The organism is Providencia rettgeri (assembly GCF_041075285.1).
In the GTDB taxonomy this organism is placed as follows: domain Bacteria; phylum Pseudomonadota; class Gammaproteobacteria; order Enterobacterales; family Enterobacteriaceae; genus Providencia; species Providencia rettgeri_G.
The window spans coordinates 1,948,229-1,965,729 of the sequence record NZ_CP163512.1 but is presented as its reverse complement, the minus strand read 5'-3'; the positions used below and the strand labels follow the sequence as shown (position 1 = coordinate 1,965,729).

18 protein-coding genes are annotated in these 17,501 nt (G+C 36.9%); 10 read left to right on the top strand and 8 right to left on the bottom strand.

Annotation, left to right across the window (positions count from 1 at the left end; translation table 11 throughout):
• Positions 1 to 5 precede the first annotated feature (5 nt).
• Entirely contained in the window at positions 6 to 527 is a 522-nt protein-coding gene (locus tag AB6N04_RS08955) for a YcxB family protein (RefSeq protein WP_369311566.1), read from the bottom strand.
• Between the two features lie 375 nt (positions 528 to 902).
• Here AB6N04_RS08955 and AB6N04_RS08950 point away from each other — a divergent pair, with 375 nt between their 5' ends.
• Positions 903 to 2,108 carry a nicotinamide mononucleotide deamidase-related protein YfaY gene (locus tag AB6N04_RS08950; RefSeq protein WP_369311564.1) on the top strand — a complete coding sequence of 402 codons (1,206 nt, stop codon included), beginning with the start codon at positions 903 to 905 and terminating at the stop codon, positions 2,106 to 2,108.
• A gap of 454 nt (positions 2,109 to 2,562) precedes the next feature.
• Complete coding sequence (locus AB6N04_RS08945) at positions 2,563 to 3,339, top strand: nucleotidyltransferase domain-containing protein (RefSeq protein ID WP_369311562.1); 777 nt, start codon at positions 2,563 to 2,565, stop codon at positions 3,337 to 3,339.
• A gap of 4 nt (positions 3,340 to 3,343) precedes the next feature.
• On the opposite strand, the gene AB6N04_RS08940 is transcribed toward AB6N04_RS08945, so the two are convergent.
• Together AB6N04_RS08940 and AB6N04_RS08935 are read right to left on the bottom strand one after the other, a co-directional pair.
• Complete coding sequence (locus AB6N04_RS08940) at positions 3,344 to 3,775, bottom strand: hypothetical protein (RefSeq protein WP_369311560.1); 432 nt, start codon at positions 3,773 to 3,775, stop codon at positions 3,344 to 3,346.
• A gap of 134 nt (positions 3,776 to 3,909) precedes the next feature.
• The gene (locus AB6N04_RS08935; RefSeq protein WP_369311558.1) at positions 3,910 to 4,335 is read right to left on the bottom strand and encodes a universal stress protein; all 426 of its coding nucleotides are present in this window, start codon (positions 4,333 to 4,335) and stop codon (positions 3,910 to 3,912) included.
• 321 nt (positions 4,336 to 4,656) lie between these two features.
• Here AB6N04_RS08935 and AB6N04_RS08930 point away from each other — a divergent pair, with 321 nt between their 5' ends.
• Together AB6N04_RS08930 and map are read left to right on the top strand one after the other, a co-directional pair.
• Positions 4,657 to 4,863, top strand: a complete 207-nt coding sequence (locus AB6N04_RS08930; protein WP_369312051.1) for a ParD-like family protein — start codon at positions 4,657 to 4,659, stop codon at positions 4,861 to 4,863.
• Positions 4,856 to 5,626, top strand: a complete 771-nt coding sequence (gene map / locus AB6N04_RS08925) for a type I methionyl aminopeptidase (protein WP_369311556.1) — start codon at positions 4,856 to 4,858, stop codon at positions 5,624 to 5,626. The genes AB6N04_RS08930 and map overlap by 8 nt, the downstream gene beginning before the upstream one ends.
• An 83-nt stretch (positions 5,627 to 5,709) precedes the next feature.
• Here the strand turns inward: map and AB6N04_RS08920 are convergent, their stop codons facing one another.
• Complete coding sequence (locus tag AB6N04_RS08920; protein ID WP_369311554.1) at positions 5,710 to 6,141, bottom strand: carboxymuconolactone decarboxylase family protein; 432 nt, start codon at positions 6,139 to 6,141, stop codon at positions 5,710 to 5,712.
• Between the two features lie 400 nt (positions 6,142 to 6,541).
• Here AB6N04_RS08920 and AB6N04_RS08915 point away from each other — a divergent pair, with 400 nt between their 5' ends.
• Together AB6N04_RS08915 and AB6N04_RS08910 are read left to right on the top strand one after the other, a co-directional pair.
• The gene (locus AB6N04_RS08915; RefSeq protein ID WP_369311552.1) at positions 6,542 to 8,005 is read left to right on the top strand and encodes a PLP-dependent aminotransferase family protein; all 1,464 of its coding nucleotides are present in this window, start codon (positions 6,542 to 6,544) and stop codon (positions 8,003 to 8,005) included.
• 331 nt (positions 8,006 to 8,336) lie between these two features.
• Positions 8,337 to 9,620 (top strand): dicarboxylate/amino acid:cation symporter, encoded by a 1,284-nt coding sequence (locus AB6N04_RS08910; RefSeq protein WP_369311550.1) that lies wholly within the window; start codon positions 8,337 to 8,339, stop codon positions 9,618 to 9,620.
• A gap of 86 nt (positions 9,621 to 9,706) precedes the next feature.
• On the opposite strand, the gene AB6N04_RS08905 is transcribed toward AB6N04_RS08910, so the two are convergent.
• Positions 9,707 to 10,594 carry a LysR substrate-binding domain-containing protein gene (locus AB6N04_RS08905; protein WP_369311548.1) on the bottom strand — a complete coding sequence of 296 codons (888 nt, stop codon included), beginning with the start codon at positions 10,592 to 10,594 and terminating at the stop codon, positions 9,707 to 9,709.
• Between the two features lie 121 nt (positions 10,595 to 10,715).
• On the opposite strand from AB6N04_RS08905, the gene AB6N04_RS08900 reads away from it, so the two are divergent.
• From AB6N04_RS08900 to AB6N04_RS08890, 3 genes are all read left to right on the top strand, one after another.
• The gene (locus AB6N04_RS08900) at positions 10,716 to 11,450 is read left to right on the top strand and encodes an aspartate/glutamate racemase family protein (RefSeq protein ID WP_369311546.1); all 735 of its coding nucleotides are present in this window, start codon (positions 10,716 to 10,718) and stop codon (positions 11,448 to 11,450) included.
• Positions 11,451 to 11,702: 252 nt separating this feature from the next.
• Positions 11,703 to 12,647: an SPFH domain-containing protein gene (locus AB6N04_RS08895; protein WP_369311544.1), complete on the top strand. Its 945-nt coding sequence runs from the start codon at positions 11,703 to 11,705 to the stop codon at positions 12,645 to 12,647.
• A gap of 478 nt (positions 12,648 to 13,125) precedes the next feature.
• The gene (locus tag AB6N04_RS08890; RefSeq protein ID WP_369311542.1) at positions 13,126 to 13,932 is read left to right on the top strand and encodes a hypothetical protein; all 807 of its coding nucleotides are present in this window, start codon (positions 13,126 to 13,128) and stop codon (positions 13,930 to 13,932) included.
• A gap of 47 nt (positions 13,933 to 13,979) precedes the next feature.
• Here the strand turns inward: AB6N04_RS08890 and AB6N04_RS08885 are convergent, their stop codons facing one another.
• The 3 genes from AB6N04_RS08885 to AB6N04_RS08875 are packed head-to-tail and all read right to left on the bottom strand — an operon-like array spanning position 13,980 to position 16,003.
• Complete coding sequence (locus AB6N04_RS08885; protein WP_369311540.1) at positions 13,980 to 15,236, bottom strand: PTS ascorbate transporter subunit IIC; 1,257 nt, start codon at positions 15,234 to 15,236, stop codon at positions 13,980 to 13,982.
• Positions 15,237 to 15,247: 11 nt separating this feature from the next.
• Positions 15,248 to 15,535, bottom strand: coding sequence for a PTS sugar transporter subunit IIB (locus AB6N04_RS08880; RefSeq protein WP_369311538.1), 288 nt, complete (start codon positions 15,533 to 15,535; stop codon positions 15,248 to 15,250).
• Positions 15,536 to 15,556: 21 nt separating this feature from the next.
• Complete coding sequence (locus AB6N04_RS08875) at positions 15,557 to 16,003, bottom strand: PTS sugar transporter subunit IIA (RefSeq protein WP_369311536.1); 447 nt, start codon at positions 16,001 to 16,003, stop codon at positions 15,557 to 15,559.
• A gap of 229 nt (positions 16,004 to 16,232) precedes the next feature.
• Here AB6N04_RS08875 and AB6N04_RS08870 point away from each other — a divergent pair, with 229 nt between their 5' ends.
• A complete protein-coding gene (locus AB6N04_RS08870; protein WP_369311533.1) occupies positions 16,233 to 17,267 on the top strand; it encodes a LacI family DNA-binding transcriptional regulator in 1,035 nt (344 codons plus the stop codon).
• Positions 17,268 to 17,501: the final 234 nt, after the last annotated feature.

Genomic DNA, 17,501 nt, shown 5'->3' with positions numbered 1-17,501 from the left:
TTAGGCTAATTTAACGGCACGGGTATTTTACTTTTTACAAATAAAATAAACTGCTGGCTATCTTGCTCGGAATCAAAGCTACGAGCTGGAATAATCACTGCATAAACTCTATCTAAAAACAGATACAATAAGTCGCCATCTGTTCTGATAAACTGCACTGCATTCCATTTTATAGACGAAGAGCCAAGCGCACTGCGTTCATGTATCCCTTCATCATCAAACTGATATTCACGTTGAATAAATAGAAAACCATCATCATCAGGGATTGCTTTGTTAAAGCTTTGTACCATACGCAGCGCAAACGTAATAAACAACAACACCGCTAATAAAAAAGAAATAAAAATAATCGGTAACGTTGCTTGAAAATATCGAAATGCGAAGGCACAAGCGGCAATAAAAACAAGGAGTAACAGAGTAATAGGTAAGCTACTTGATTTCTTTTGAGCGAAATAGTGGTTTTTAAAACAGTAGCGGCTAAATCTTATGTAGTCAGTACGGTTAAGCGTGACTGAAATTGGATTTATCATAGATGAATATCTTAATTATTTTTATCAATGAATAAGGCGTGCTGGAATAATAGCGGTTAGTGTAATCAGTGTAAATCGCCAAACATAAGATTAACAGTAAGCTTAGTTTCCTCGAACGTAATTGGGGGAAGAGGCACTATTGATCTAACTCTATTTCACCATGATGAAAATAGCCTTATGTGGCAGCTTCACTATTTTCCTAAAATTCACTCATTTTGCCAATGAGTTCACCATTATTAAAGATAGCAATAATAAGAGGGGAATTACTGGGTGTATTATCTCTAGTCAGGCTAATTTTAAAATACTGATTTTAGTCGCTCTGATAATAGGGTAACTTAGCGTTAGAATATGATTTTGTGATAAAGGGAGTTACAGATGTTAGTTGTTGAGATGCTAAGTACAGGCGATGAAGTTTTGCATGGACAAATAATTGATACTAATGCAGCGTGGTTGGCAGATTACTTTTTTCAACAAGGCCTTCCTTTAAGTACAAGAACCACGGTAGGTGATAACCTAGACAGTTTAGTGAATGCTTTTTTGGAACGTAGTCAACATGCGGATATTCTTATCGTCAATGGTGGACTTGGACCAACCAGTGACGATCTCAGCGCATTAGCGGCAGCAAAAGCCGCTAATGTACCATTGGTTGAGCATAAACAATGGATTGAAGTGATGGAACGTTATTTTATTCGTCGTGGGCGCGTGATGCCTGAAACGAATCGTAAACAAGCATTACTGCCTGCAAGTGCTGAATTAATTGATAACCCTGTTGGCACGGCTTGCGGATTTTCACTGATACTGAATGATTGCTTATTGTTTTTTACCCCTGGGGTACCCTCTGAATTTAAAGTGATGGTTACGGATCAAATAGTGCCGCGCCTGCGAGAGCGTTACACCTTACCTGAGCCGCCTATTTGCCTACGTTTAACCAGTTTTGGTCGCAGCGAAAGCAGCTTAGCAAAGCAGTTTGACCAGATAGCTCTGCCTGAAGATTGTGTTTTAGGCTATCGTTCTTCTATGCCGATCATTGAATTAAAATTGACAGGGCCAGCTTCTCAAAAAGCCCTTATGGAAAAACACTGGTACAGTATTAAACAAGGGGTTGGGGATAATCTTATTTTTGAAGGTACTGAAGGTTTCATTAAGAAAATCAGCAAACAATTGCAAGAAAAGCAACTAAAGGTTGCTGTTAGTGAGCAATTTAGTGCGGGGTTGTTAAGTTGGACTTTGAGTTCAGCTGATGCTTTGAAGAGTATGAGCCAGGTGATTGAACAAGATCCCGAACAAACACTCGCAACATTAATATCACGAGCAAAAAATATCGCTGAAAGTCAATTTGCACCAATTGGATTAGCCATTGGTGAATTTGATGGGCAATTTTTAAATTTAGCACTATGCACGACTGAAAAATGTTATGCCCAAAGAGTGCATTATTTGCCTAGTAACCATTCAAATAGAGAAAAGCAAGAAGTTAGTGTGATGCTGATGTTAGATATGCTTTCGCGGTGGTTAAATGGGCGAGAGGTTATCGGGTATTATGAATGGTTAGTGCAGACTGAAACGCTAGTTTTGGATCGCTAAGTTATATGGCTTGCTTACCCTACCAATAACTTAAGAATGCTCATGGAAGAATGTTTACTGGGGGAATGCCTTTGGGGGGCTATTCGTTTTTCAGGCAAAATCCCCAGACAATGATCACTCATGTTCATATGATATTTGCCAGAAGCATGCCGGAGCACAAACTACAATATGACGTTAGTTTTCCGCTGAATATGCTGAATGGGAAGGTGAAGGTTGAAAGCAGCGGTTTACCGTTTCCCTGATTATTCAAAACGCGAAGACCCATGATGCGATTGATGATTAACCGATTATCGCAATATTAACTGGGGTTCTCGATAACGCTACACAGTTAGAATCGCCATTAGAATTTCATTGGTTGATTTAGTACCAGTGTGGTGGAGCGATTGTTTAATTATAAATTTAAACATGTGACGGTTATGCTATAAGAATATTGGTAAATAATAATGGATGCCTAATGGCTTTAGATAAAAACGGTTATATTCGTACTCTTGCAGAGCCGCCTTTTCAACTAGAATTTCAGCAAATAATAACCACGTCAATTAATCGTCTCAATACTCTGTTAAAGGAAAATCTCCACAGTATTTATATTTATGGCAGTGTGGCGAAAGGTCATGCGATTATAGATAAATCAGATCTTGATCTATGCATTATCGTTAATCAACCAATGAGCCAAAAAGAAACACGCCATTTAGCACTGCTGCAAGAGGAGCTTGCTTCAGCTTATCAAATCGTGAGTAAGGTTGATTTTGACATTGGTACTTATTTTGAGGTTATAGATGAAGCTAACTTATATAGCTGGGGCTATTGGATAAAGCACCATTGCCGTTGTATTTATGGTGATGATTTGGCTAAAAAATTTATGTTATTTAAGCCTTCAAAGAAAATTGTTGATGCGATCAACGGTGATTTTGCTGATGTATTAAATGGTTATATTCGTCAAATAAAAGCTTGTGATGAGCTAGCTAGGCAAAAATTATTGCAAAGGGCTGCTGCTCGAAAGCTAATCCGTTCTACCGATCTATTACGTAAAGAGCAAGATAACGACTGGCCTGATAGTCTTGAAGATTATGTGCAAAAAATAATACTGCGTTATCCTGCACAGAAAAAGAAATTGCAGTATTTTTTAGCGCAAGCAATAGAACCTTCTGCGGATAGTCAGCAATTTATTATTAATCTCGATGAGTTGATAAATTGGATCTCACAAGAAAAACGTGATGCTGTAAAATCATAAGTGACTATTCTTCATTAGGTTGTATTGCTTTAATAATATGATTAAAGCTAGAAATTCCTTTTTTACAGGCTTTATCTTTTAAAAGGGAAGGTGTTTTATCAATGCTGCTTTTAAGCGCAGATAATTGGTTTACATACATCTTCGCGCCGATAATATCAGGGTTGTTGTTTAAATAATCAACAGCAGTATCGACTTTTTGATAAAAATATTCGCAGGGTTTGTCACTCGTTTCTATCCCTTGTAAGTCTTTTAAGGTATTTGATATCAGTTGATCTGAATTTTGTTTAATAAGTTCAATGTACTCTCCGGATTTAACCTGTTCAATAAGAGTAGAGACTTTGTTTTTCATATTAAAAAACATGACCATAGCAATAATAAGTGCTATGACCAGCATAATGTTAATGGTGATACTGATCCCGAGAAAATACTTTTTCATTACATTCCTTGATTGAAAAATTAACAGCTAAGTAGGCTAATAGTAATACAGCTATTTGTAACTAGGAATAAAGTGAAAAATAAGGTGACCCTAATCAGTAAGTCACCTTATTATTAGCAAAGATTAGTCATTATTTAACGGACTGTTAAAACAGAGATTTTTGAGTTTTGGATAACCATCGAAGCGGTTGAACCTAGGAAATAAGTGGACATTCCAGGTCTTCTTGAACCTATTACGATTAAATCAGCTGAAATTTCTTCAGCGACACGTAAGATTTCATCTCTTGGTGTTCCCATTAAAACTTGAGCACTATGTTTAGTGGCTGGAATATTAAATTCTTTGATAATCTCAGCAAGCTGCTTAGTTACTTTTTCTTGTTCGCTATCCGCTTTTTCGGCAAAGCCAAACCCCATTGTGGTGTAAAAAGGAACAGTCGGAATAATGGCTAAAAAATGAATGTGCGCATTTTCGTACTCAGCTAAATATTGGATATGCGACATAACGAGTTGTGCTAAGCTTTTCTCTGTAATATCAATAGGTACCAAGATTTTATTATACATGTTTTTCTCCAGCTTTTATTTAATGAATCCATGCTGTAATCGAATTTAGAATGATAAATAGATGCTAATTAATGTTAGCCCTTTGCTAAATAAAGGATGTAAAAGAACAACACGCGAATCAACCAAAAATTCGCAAATTGATCATAGCTGATTAACAATATAAATACTTTGACGGCGGATTCATCTTAAGAAAGTTAATAGAAAAACACCTGATATTTTTCATGCAGCTTGTGCTATTCAGAGCGTCTAGGCTTTGCATTATGACCACGTTGTTATATGATCCATTATAAAATATATACATTTCGTATCGTCGAGGGTGTTTTGGGTATCGTAAAAATTTCAGATGAACTGCATGATTATCTGCGTCATGCAAGCCAAGTTATGTCGCGCTCTATCAACTCGCAAGCCGAGTTTTGGATAAAAATAGGAATGCACGCTGAATTGAACCCAGATAAGACATTTACAATGTTAATCAACGAGATGTTAGAAAAAGAGTTATCTGAGGCAAAAGGAAAGGTTCATGAATAATATTACAATTAAAACAGCGGAAGAAATTGAACTGATGCGTGAATCAGGGCGGCTATTGGCCCGTGTATTCAAAATGCTTGATTCTGTTATTGTGCCAGGTATTTCAACCATGGAAATTAATGACAAAGTTGAACGTTATATTGTCGATGAATTACAAGCACGCCCTGCGAGCAAAGGGCAATATGGCTACCAATATGTGTTAAATACCTCATTAAATGAAGTAGTGTGCCATGGTATACCTAAAGCAGATGAGATCTTAAAAAGTAAAGATATTATTAATGTGGATATTACATTAGAAAAAAATGGCTTTATTGCTGATTCAAGTAAAATGTATGTCATGCCCGATGCGCCACCACTTGCACGTAAGCTTGTTAAAGATACCTATGCCGCGATGTGGGAGGGGATCAAACAAGTTAAGCCTGGCGCAACGCTAGGGGATATTGGTTCAGCTATCCAACATTATGCGGAATCTAAAGGCTACAGTGTGGTTCGTGAGTATTGTGGGCATGGTATTGGTCGTGAAATGCACGAAGATCCACAAGTATTGCATTATGGCGTGAAAGGTAAAGGTGTAGAGCTAAAAGAAGGGATGACATTTACTATCGAACCTATGATTAACCAAGGTGGCATGAAAATTAAAACCAAAAAAGATGGCTGGACGGTTGTTACAAGGGATAAAAAGTTATCAGCACAATCTGAGCATACCGTTTTAGTGACAAAAGAAGGTTATGAAGTGCTGACTTTACGTGATGAAGAAAAATAGTTTTTATTAAGCGTTTAAGCGTATTTAAATGAGTTTGTTACCTTAAATGGAACAAACTCATTTTTGTTTGCAGTAACTCTTAACTACTGTCTTAATGCAATAGCAATACGATTAAATGCACTCATTAAGCCAATAGCAATGGTTAAATCAGAAATTTGCACATCACTAAAATGGTGCTTTAATTCATCAAATAAGTCGTCAGATGTGCCACTTTCTGCAATATTAACCACAGCTTCAGTCCAGGCTAATGCAGCGCGTTCTTGAGCGTTAAAATAGTGGCTTACTCGCCAGCCAGCTAACGTATCAATTTTTTTATTACTTACCCCAGAGTGACGTAAGGAACTCGCATGCATATCAAGGCAAAACGCACAGCCATTTATTTGTGAAACTCTGAGGTTAACTAGTTCAATCAGTTCTTTCCCGAGTCCGCTTTTATTGAGCGCATTTTTGCAGTCAATTAGGCCCTTATAGGCTTCAGGTGATAAGGTGCTGTACGTGAGTCTAAGTGCGCTCATGGTGTTTCCTCATATATTAAATCAACAGATAAACTGCATAGAATGTAACAATAATTTGTTATAGCTTAATTTTAGGCGTATCTTGTCCTAGCTTAAAGGGTCAAGAATGAGTGATTTAACTATGACAATTGGCTAAGGGCTATTTGCCTTTGATGGTGAATGTTGATTCGATTTAAAGCTATTTCAAACAAGGTAAGAGCCCCTTAGCATCAAATGAGTGAAACGCGCTTTAATTAAATCCGTGAGCAGCGTTTAGGGACAATATTTGATGTAAAAAGTTGTCAGTCAGCACGATAGACACATTTATCCATTTTTTGGGATTGTTTTTTGACCTTATTTAGCGGTAAAAAATCAGCAGAAAAGATAAACAGCCCTTAGGTAGAAATGTTTTGGAGATGGTATGTTTTTAAAGATTGATACAAATATTAACACACCAATTTACCTGCAAATTTACCAGCGTATCCACGATGGAATTAAAAGCGGGCAATTAACTGCCGAACAACGGCTGCCTTCTGTCAGAGTGTTAGCTAGTGAGTTAAATGTCGCTCGCGGTACTATTGAATTAGCATATCAGCTATTAGTGAGTGAGGGGGTACTTGAAACAAAAGGAGCTAAAGGCACATTTATTGCCGAAACGATAAAAAACTATCCTGCAAATGGTGTTAAAACGTGCCAAGAACAGAAAAACACCTTGATTCATAAGAAAGCTCCACCGCAGTTACAGCAAACACACGATTGTTCAGTTCTGCGTGTCAATGATCATTCTGTTTCACCATTCCAATTAGGTATTCCTGCCTTAGATGCATTTCCTCATAAACTCTGGGCCAGACTTTCTGCAAAAATATTACGTGATAATCATTTTGATTTGCTAGATTACCCTAGTGCGCAGGGGGTGTATTCCCTAAGGGAAGGGCTAGCGCGTTATCTAGTGGTATCACGAGGGATTGATTGTACTCCTGAACAAATATTTATCTGCTTTGGTCATCGTGCAAGTTTGCAATTAATTGCGCAAAGTTTGTTTACAGCAGGGGATGTTGGTTGGTTTGAAGAGCCCGGCTACCATTTTGCGCGTGATTTTTTACAACAAATAGGATTAAAGTTAATACCTGTAAATGTCGATGAGCAGGGGATAAATGTTGAACAGGGTATAGAAATCGCACCAGAGGTTAAATTTGCACTTGTGACACCAACACACCAAAGCCCAATGAATGTCACATTAACATTAGCACGGCGGTTAGCGTTACTTGAATGGGCAAACGAGCGCGGTAGTTGGATTATAGAAGACGATTATGATGGTGAGTTTCATTACCAAGGTCGTCCATTACCTGCCTTGAAAAGCTTAGATACCCAAGAGCGAGTTATTTACTGTGGGACATTTAGCAAAGTATTGTATCCTGCACTGCGACTATCTTATATTGTTGTGCCTTCCTCGTATTGCGATCACTTTTATTCAACGGCAAAGGTAATAGGAAATCAATGCCCAAGCTGGCAGCAGGAAATAACCAGTTTATTTATTCAAGAGGGGCATTTTCCCCGTCATTTACGTAAAATGCGCCAGCTATATCGTCAAAGACGAGCTTTTTTAATTGAAGCTATTAAAATAAAATTGAATCAGGTTTTTGAGGTACAATTACAGGCTGGTGGTATGCATATTATCGTTAAAATTATAAATGGAATACCGGCGAGTCAATTTATTCAATTAGCAAAACATAATGGAATTAAAATTGAATCTTTAAGTGATTGGTCGATTAATAAAAAAGAAAATGATTATTTATTATTAGGTTTTACTAATATAAAAGATAAGCATGAAGCATTAATACTGTGCGAAAAATTAAATATAATTACCCAGCAACTATTACTATAAAATGAGTTAAAAATAAGCGATTTTATTGTTTTAAAAAGACTTAATTTAACTTAGGTGATATCGCTAAATGACTTCTTACTGCTTTTTTTTAAAATAAATTTAATTTTTAGTTTTTAAATTGAATTCTTGTGCTGTTTTTTTATTTTTTTTATCAAGAAAATCATGTTGTTGATTTTGTTTTCCGTGCTATGCAATTTTTGCATAAGAATAAGCCCATTTGCATTTCTCTTTAAGTTAAAAAAATGTAACTATCCAATTCAGGCTCAAGAGTCGCATCCAATAAAAGGTTATAGCACCGACTATAATTTACATAAATACAATAGGGGTACGCATGAACAGACACAAACTCATGAAACAAATTATGATAGCCATTGTGCTTGGTATTATATTAGGCTGGGGATGTCATAATTATGCGGCTTCAGTAGAAGAAGCTAAAGATATAGCATCATATCTGAATATTATTACTGATGTATTCTTACGATTAATAAAAATGATTATTGCACCACTTGTTTTTGCTACGATTGTGTCTGGAATTGTTTCAATGGGAGGATCATCTTCTGTTGGTAGCATCACAATTAAAGCCATGGTGTGGTTTATTTCAGCCGCTGTTATTTCTTTATTAATTGGTATGATTTTTGTTAATGTATTTCAATTAGGTGTGGGATTAAATTTAACGGTTCCAGCGGTTGCTGTTGATAGCGGATTAAATACATCAGGCTTTACATTGAAAGCCTTTATTACCCATATTTTCCCAAAAAGTTTTGCTGAAGCGATGGCAAACAATGAAATTCTACAAATATTAGTTTTCTCTATCTTTTTTGGTTCTGGCCTTGCGTTTATCTGCAAAGATAAAAAAAGCCCAATCGTAACATTAATTGAAGACTTATCACGTATCATGTTCCGTATTACAGACTATGTGATGAGCTTTGCACCGATTGCGGTATTTGCTGCAATTGCATCCGCTGTGACAGTTGAAGGGCTGGGCTTATTATATGATTACGGTAAATTAATTGGTCTTTTCTATGTAGCTTTAGCGGTATTGTGGGCTGTACTTTTCTTTGCAGGTTATGTGTTCTTAGGTAAATCCGTATTCGGTTTAGGTAAATTAATCCGCGAACCTGTAGCCCTTGCATTCGCGACAGCAAGCAGTGAATCTGCTTATCCAAAAACCATGGAAGCATTGAACCAATATGGTGTTCCGAAAAAAGTGACCAGCTTTGTTTTACCACTGGGATATTCCTTTAACTTAGATGGTTCGATGATGTATCAGTCTTTTGCGGTATTATTTATCGCGAATGCTTATGGCATTGATTTGAGTATTACTGAACAAATTCTTATTTTGTTAACGTTGATGGTAACCAGTAAAGGGATGGCGGGTGTTGCACGAGCTTCTATTGTAGTCGTTGCTGCAACTCTACCGATGTTTAGTTTACCCGAAGCAGGAATACTGTTGTTACTCGCCATTGACCAATTCCTTGATATGGGAAGAACAGCAACAAATGTGGTTGGTAACAGTATATCCACAGCAGTTATTTCTAGATTGGAAGAAAGAAAGGGTGGCTTAAAAGCGGAGTCGGGCGTATTGCTGAATAAAAAAATAACAACTACACCATAAAATTTAACTTGGTTTAAAAATAGAAACCCTTCTTAGTTGACTCACTAGCGAAGGGTTTTTTGTTTGCTCAGATTAACAACTAAATATTATTTACTGGTTTGGTTACGCATAAATTGCCAAAAACGTTCCGATGAAATATTGAGCCTTGCTTCTGTTCGATAAATATAAACTCCCATTGTAATGGAAAGCTTGTTATCTAAAATAGCGAGTTCATTGTTTTGAAGTTCATTTTTTATTGAATAATCAGGTAACCAACCGACACCGCTTCCATTTAAAATCATACGCTTCAAGACATCACTCATGGATGATACAAACGATAACTCAAATGGTAAGTTGGTCGATTTATCCATTAGTTGGTTGACTTGCCTTCCCATGTAGCTTTCATCGGTGTATTTCATTAAAGGCAGTGTTGGACTCTCTAATGTAAAAATTGGTTTTTTATTTTTATCGCACAATGAAACGAGGTGTAAACGACTTTCAAGAATTTTCGTGTGTAGAAACGGGGATGACATCAATTCTTCGTTATAAAAGGATAAGATAAAATCGCTTTGTCCTTCTTTCAACTTATGGACTGCTTCATCAACATTAATTGATTCTACAAAGAATATTTGAGCAGTATTTTGTGAAAATTGAGAAATAAAGTCAGGAAGAAGAAAAACAGAGAGAGAATGTGCGGCTGAAATATTAATTTTTTGTTTGTCGTTATCGACACCTTTAATTCTATTTATTTGAAAATAGATATCATCAAGTAAATTTCTTGCATAAACAATAAAGCTTTTTCCTTGAGGAGTCAGCTGTAATGGATTGGTATTTCTATCAAATATTTCAAAACCAATGGAGGATTCGATGGATTGAATTCTGCGACTAAAAGATGATTGAGATATATTTCTTTTTTCCGCGGCTAAAGTAAAACTACGACATTCTTCTAGAACAACAATATCGTGCAACCATTTAATTTCTAGATTACTGATCATTGTATCCTCTTATGGTTATAGTTATTTATTTGCTATGCAAATTTAGCATAACTTATAGAAACTCTGCAATTACGAAAGGTAGCTATTATGCGATTATATAATTAATTTTATGGGAGGGGTTATGAAAAAAATATTAGGTATGTTAGGGGGAATGGGACCAAGTGCAACAGCAGATGCGTTTTCGAAATTAATTAATAACACAAAGGCATCTAAAGATCAGGAGCATATACCTATTATCATTGTTTCACTACCAGATATTCCAGATAGGACAGAAAACATCATTTATAATGGTTTATCACCATTGCCAGCAATGATAGAATCACTGAGGATCCTTGAGAATGCGGGGGTTTCTTGTATCATAATGCCTTGTAATACAGCACATTATTGGTACGAAGACTTAAAAAAGGAAACTCAAATTCCTTTTATTAGTATTATTGATGCAGCATGCAAAAACATTATTAATAATAAAATAGATAAAGTGGCTTTATTGGCGACCACAGCAACAATACAAACAAAACTATATCAGAATAAACTGAGTGTTAATCATGTGGAATGCATTATCCCTGATGAAGTTAATCAATATAAAATCATGCAAAGCATCATTTCCTACAAGGCGGGTGATATAAAAAAGGCAATAGATTTAATTTCCCCATATATTAATAAACTGAAATTAGATGGAGTAAATAAATTTGTTATGGGATGTACGGAGATTCCCTTAATTTTAGAAGATCTCGTTAAAGATACGCCAGAGGATTTTATTGATGCTACAGAGGCATTAATAAAAGAAGCAATAAATTGGTATAATATTAGTGATGCTTATGTTGAAAAAGATATGATAAATGGAATATATCAATAACGCGCATAGTGATTTTGAAAAGCTAACACCAGGTTTTTTATATTATAAAATTCGTTATTGCATATTATAGGCTTTTTATGATTTTTAATATTTAAATAAGTATTGATTTTCTTATGGATAATTAGGGATTAATTAATAAAATTTCTCGATTAAATTGAAAATTAGGACTTTTGTAACTTGTAGTTAATCGCAAAGTAGTGACAATAGACGATCTATTATAATTATTAGCTATTGTTAGATAGGGATTGACTCATGCAATTTAAATCGATGGTTAAATTGGTTATTGGTGCTGTGGTACTGCTTGTTCTTGGACTTGTTGGGATTAATTCATATACCATTGTACAAGACGGTTCAGTAAAAGTTGGAACATTTTTAGGTAAAGTTGACCCTGTAGCTTATGATGCGGGGCTACACTTTCCGATTAACCCATTTATGACGTTCGACACATATTCAACAAAAGATATTCGTGTTTCATTAAAGGAACTTCGGGTGCCTTCCCAAGATAAATTAAAATCCATTGTTGATATTACCGTTATGCTGCAATTTGATGGTGCGAAAGCACCTGTATTACGTATTAATGGGGGAACAGAAAGTGAGGCATTGGATAAATATGTGCGTCAAAAGCTTATTTCGACAATTTTAGAATTTGGTAAAGATGTCGCAAACGCACAAGATCTGTATACCGCCGATACGCAAAGAAAATTACAAGAATCCATTCGTGATGCAATTCAAAGTTATGCATCACCTTACGGTTACACCATTAAAGAAATTATGATCCAAGATATTACTTTGCCGGAAGTGGTTCAAGAACAAGTGGTTAATACCAAAATGCGTCAGGAACAAATTAACCAAGCGAAAGCAGAAGCCGAAAAAGAACGTGAATTAGCCCAGAAGAAAGTTGTCATTGCAGAAGCAGAACGTGAGTCTGCTGAGCAACAAGCGATTGCCAGAGAACGTAATGCACAGGCAAGCTCATTTGCGATGCGTCAAGAAGCTGATGCAAAATTGTATGCAGCGCAAAAAGAAGCCGAGGCTAACGCAATATTGCAGCGCACAATCACCCGTGAAATGATTAATTGGAAACAGTTAGAGATTGAGCAGATTAAAGCACATAAGTATAAAGGTGAGGTGCCTAATATTGTTGTTGGCGCTGATTACGACGGTAAAATGATTATGGATATGAGAAGTAATCAATAAGCTAGTTTAAACACTTAAATTGAATAAAAACCAGCTTTACATTAAGTAAGGCTGGTTTTTTGCTATTTAAATTAAGCATTATCGGCGTGAAGGGGGAGTATGAAATGGCATTTAAATAACGCCATTTATGATATTAAATGCAAATGTTCTGAAATAAAAACAGCAAAGTTGAGGTTAAGGTGATAGCTGTACCTCATGTTTATAGAGAAAGTAGTGTTAATTTACGGACGAGATTGTGGATGGTGAGTGCATTTACGCTGTTAGCGGTTAAATTGTTTTTCTTTTTATCACTAAGTTAAATAAACATATTATAACGCTAAGTTAAGAATTGTTTTCATTCAACCTATCTTTCTTAGGCTCATTATCTGATACATTCTTGGTGTTTTTATCTAAAAATACTATATCTATGTTTATCTGCTAGATAGTTATCTTGTAATTGTGCTATATCATCGGGAAATAAATCTGATGAGCTAGAATAATGTTTAATATCTCCGAGTTGATTAATGATTCGCCAATAGATTCCATTTTGTTATTTGTGATCACGTTTGTTTTATTAATTGTCGCTGCTTATATTGGTAAGTATATTTTTAAGCGTAAATCAGCTCATGAAGAACTCGCCGATGATGAAGCCAAAATTATTTTAGGGGCAATTTTATCACTATTAGGTTTGCTGATTGGCTTTGTGCTTTCTATTTCCATTAACGGTTATAATAACCGACAACAAACAGAGGAAAATGAAGCGATTGCTATTGGTACGGCATACCAACGGGCACAATTACTGAATGCTGAAGATAGAAATAAAGCCTCTTATCTTATCCAACAGTATTTAGAAGCACGTATCGAATTTTTCAAATCAGGGGTCAGTGATGAAAATAACCAATGGCGTATGGTGTCACTGGAGAAACAAAACCAGCTTTGGGAAATTGCGGTTAAAGAAGCGAGTTTATCGCCAAACCCGATTGTTGCCTCGGTATTAAGTGCATTTAGCGATCTTTACCTTTCTCAACAAAAAACCATGGCAAGTTGGCGACACCAAATTCCTAATGCAACTTGGTTCCTCCTTATCTTTTTTGCTATCTGCTCTAATGTACTGATTGGCTACAATATTCGTGGCACTAAGGGAAAAAATTGGCTGATCTTAATTTTGCCATCATTAACGACACTGGCGTTATTCATGATTGCCGAAATTGATGTACCGGGGGAAGGGATGATCCATGTTGTTCCTGATGACTTAGTTTTATTGCAGGAATTTTTATTTAAAGATGGTGCATGGTTGGGAAAGTAGAATAACAATAAAACTCCCCAAGTAAGGGCACTTGGGGAGTTGTTAAATTAGCGAACAATAATGCCTAATAAAATGCCGATGGCACCAAAGTCTGCATCACTGAATGTGGTGTTTGCGATACCAATATCCCCAAGTACAGGTAACAGGAATACTGGTAAGAAGGTGATTAACAAGCCTTGAGCAAAAGCGCCTAAAATAGCACCACGACGACCACCAGTTGCGTTACCGAATACGCCTGCTGCGGCACCGACAAAGAAGTGGGGGACTACACCGGGAATAATGACGGTCATATTTAAGGCATATAATAAGAACATGCCGATTACACCCGCAGCAAAGCTACTCAAGAAGCCCACTAACACCGCGTTGGGGGCATAAGGGAATACGACTGGGCAGTCTAATGCAGGCTTGGCGTTGGGGACTAATTTATCTGAGATCCCTTTAAATGCCGGGACAATTTCAGCAATGACCATACGCACACCTTGTAGGATAATGTATACCCCAGCAGCGAAGGTGATAGATTGCATTAGTGAGAACATAAACCAGTTTTTGCCGCCACTCACTTCACGTACAAAATCACTGCCCGCAAATAAACAGGTAATGATAAAAATAATAAACATAGTGAATGAAATGGCGACAGGGGTATCACGTAGGAATAGTAAGCTTTTAGGAACATTCATGTCTTCAGTTGAATGCTCTTTATTACCCAATTTGCTACCAATAAACCCAGCTAATACATAAGAGATAGTTGAGAAGTGACCAATGGCAACGTCATCAGAACCTGTGACTTTTTTCATATATGGGTGAGCGATGGCAGGGAAAAATACCATACAGAAGCCCACGATTAACGAGCCTACAGTGACTAACAGGGTTCCTTCCATTCCAGCTGTAGCCAAGATCACGGCAATCATCATTGACATAAATAATGTGTGATGACCGGTTAGGAAAATGAATTTCCACGGTGTTAAGCGAGCAATCAATATATTGATTAACATCGCAAAGAACATAATCATCGCCATTTCACGACCAAAGCTTTTTTGTGCAATAGACACAATCGCTTCGTTGTTTGGTACCACACCATTGATACCAAATGCATGTTGGAAAATGGCTGAGAAGTCACCTAATGAACTCACCACTAAGCCTGCACCTGCACCTAAAATCACAAAACCCATAATGGTTTTAATGGTGCCTTTAATGCATTCAGTTGCCGGCTTTTTCTGTGCGATCAAACCAATAAGGGCAATCAGACCGACTAAAATCGCAGGTTCAGATAAGACATCCTGCATCAGAAAACGAAAAAATGACATAGTGCCTCCGCTTACATCGCACCCAGTTTTTGTAATGCAACGGTGAGGCGCTCTTTCATGGCAACTTTATCAATCATGTTTTCCAGCGCGACGATTTCGCCTCCCACTTGCTGAGCAATAAGTTGCTCTGCGATATCAGTTGTGCCAACAAAAATATCGCTGACAGTGCCTTTTGCTGATCCTAAATCAACATGATCAACGTCAGCACTCACTTGCATATCTTTTAAAATATTTTTGATGCTCATTTCCATCATCAAACTGGTGCCTAAGCCATTTCCACAAACAACGGTGATTTTCATAATGTTTACCTTACTATTCAATTATTCATATTTAGCGATGATTTTAAGAATGTCATCGACGTTTTCTGATTGCATGATGCTGTCAATATCTTCTTGATTATCAAAAAGTTCAGCAAGTTTTGCGATAGCGCCGATATGGCTATTGCTATCTGTAGCGGCAAGGACGATAAGTAATTTGATTGGGTCATTGCCCTCTGAACCAAATTCAACACCTTGCTTTATAACCGTGAGACCAAGGGATAACTGATTTACGCCATCTTCAGGACGGGCGTGAGGCATGGCAATACCGGGACCTAAGACATAATAAGGACCAATTTTTTCGTGTGATTTTATAATCGCATCAATATATTGCGGTTCGATTAACTTATGATTAATTAATGGGTTGCAGGCGATTTTAATCGCATCTTGCCAATCTGTGGCACTTTCGACGACCTGAATCACGTTCGCGGTCAATAAAGTCGTAAGCATTGGTTGCTCCTGGTTGAATAAATTTTTATCTTTTTAGTGGTTGAGTGAATAGTAGTGATCTATGGTAGCGCTATCTAGCTGATTTGTTCATTTTCGTGATAGCGCTATCATTTTGAATAAATATTGCGAACAAAGGCTAAATGGATAGACTTGTAAGCTGATTAACAAATTCAACCTGTGCTAAGTTAACGTTGTTGAATAATAAGTTTAGGCTAAATAAAAGTATTACATGCAAAAAACACGAAAAAGAAAAAATACTGGGCGAGTGACGTTACAGGATGTTGCTAAATACGCTGGCGTTGGATCTATGACGGTCTCTCGAGCTTTACGTACTCCTGAACTCGTTTCAGATAATCTGCGTGAAAAAATTAACGCTGCGGTTGAAGAGCTCGGCTATATCCCAAACTCTGCTGCGGGGATTCTGGCTTCTGGACAAAGCCGAACAGTCGCAGTGTTAATTCCTTCTTTGCGTGACAATGCGAGCTCAGTTTTTCTGCAAGCATTGCAAGAAGTACTAAACAAAAATAATTATCAAGTGGTTATTGGTAGCCACGATTATCAGCAAAAAAAAGAATCAGAGGTTTTATCGACGTTATTACAAAGTAATCCTGCCGCACTGATTATATTTGGTGCAGTTAATTCACAAGGTGTTTTTAATTACCTTAAAAATATAGATATCCCTGTTATTAATGTCGCGGGGGAGTCCAACCATCCTGTTACCTTAAATATTAAAAGTAATATTGGTGAGGCGGTTAATTTTTTAACCCATTTCTTGCTGCAAAAGGGGTATAAAAAAATCGGTTATATTGGCGCACAAATGGACAGCAAAATGCAGAGCCAACAGTTAAGCGGTTGGAATAAAGCGATGCTTGCGTATAACCAGAGTGCTGATCAAAGTATCACAACGCCGTATGTTGCCACAATGGACTTCGGGCGTCAGGCTATTAGTGAAATGTTAACGCGGCAACCGGAATTAGAAGCTGTCATTTGTAGCCATGAAATGATAGCTCTTGGCGTGCTTTTTGAGTGTCAAAGGCGGTTAATTCAAGTCCCCAAAATGCTGGCATTAGCCTGTGTTGAAGGGTCATCAAATTGTGATCATATTCAGCCATCACTAACATCTGTCCGTATTGATTACAGCAAAATGGCGCGAGAAACCGCCAAAAAATTACACAAGTGGCTAGCGGATACCGAAACGGATTTTTCTGAGATCCAAGAAGAGATCATTTTTCCCTATAAGTTTGAAGCAAGACAAAGTGCATAGCATGTCACTGACCAGCTTAAATTCACATTTATAGTGTAATTTATTACTTACTCGACAAAAAAACGGAGTGATAAATCACTGTTTGAAGAAAAACAGGATTGTTTTTTTGTATCTCGAAATAAGAGTGTCGGCTGAGTCACTGCATCCGATTTATTCCCTGTTAATGTATTAGAAGGGCAGTTAATTGCCCGTATATTAAAGCAAATATATTTTTCAATGTGTTATTGAAACATT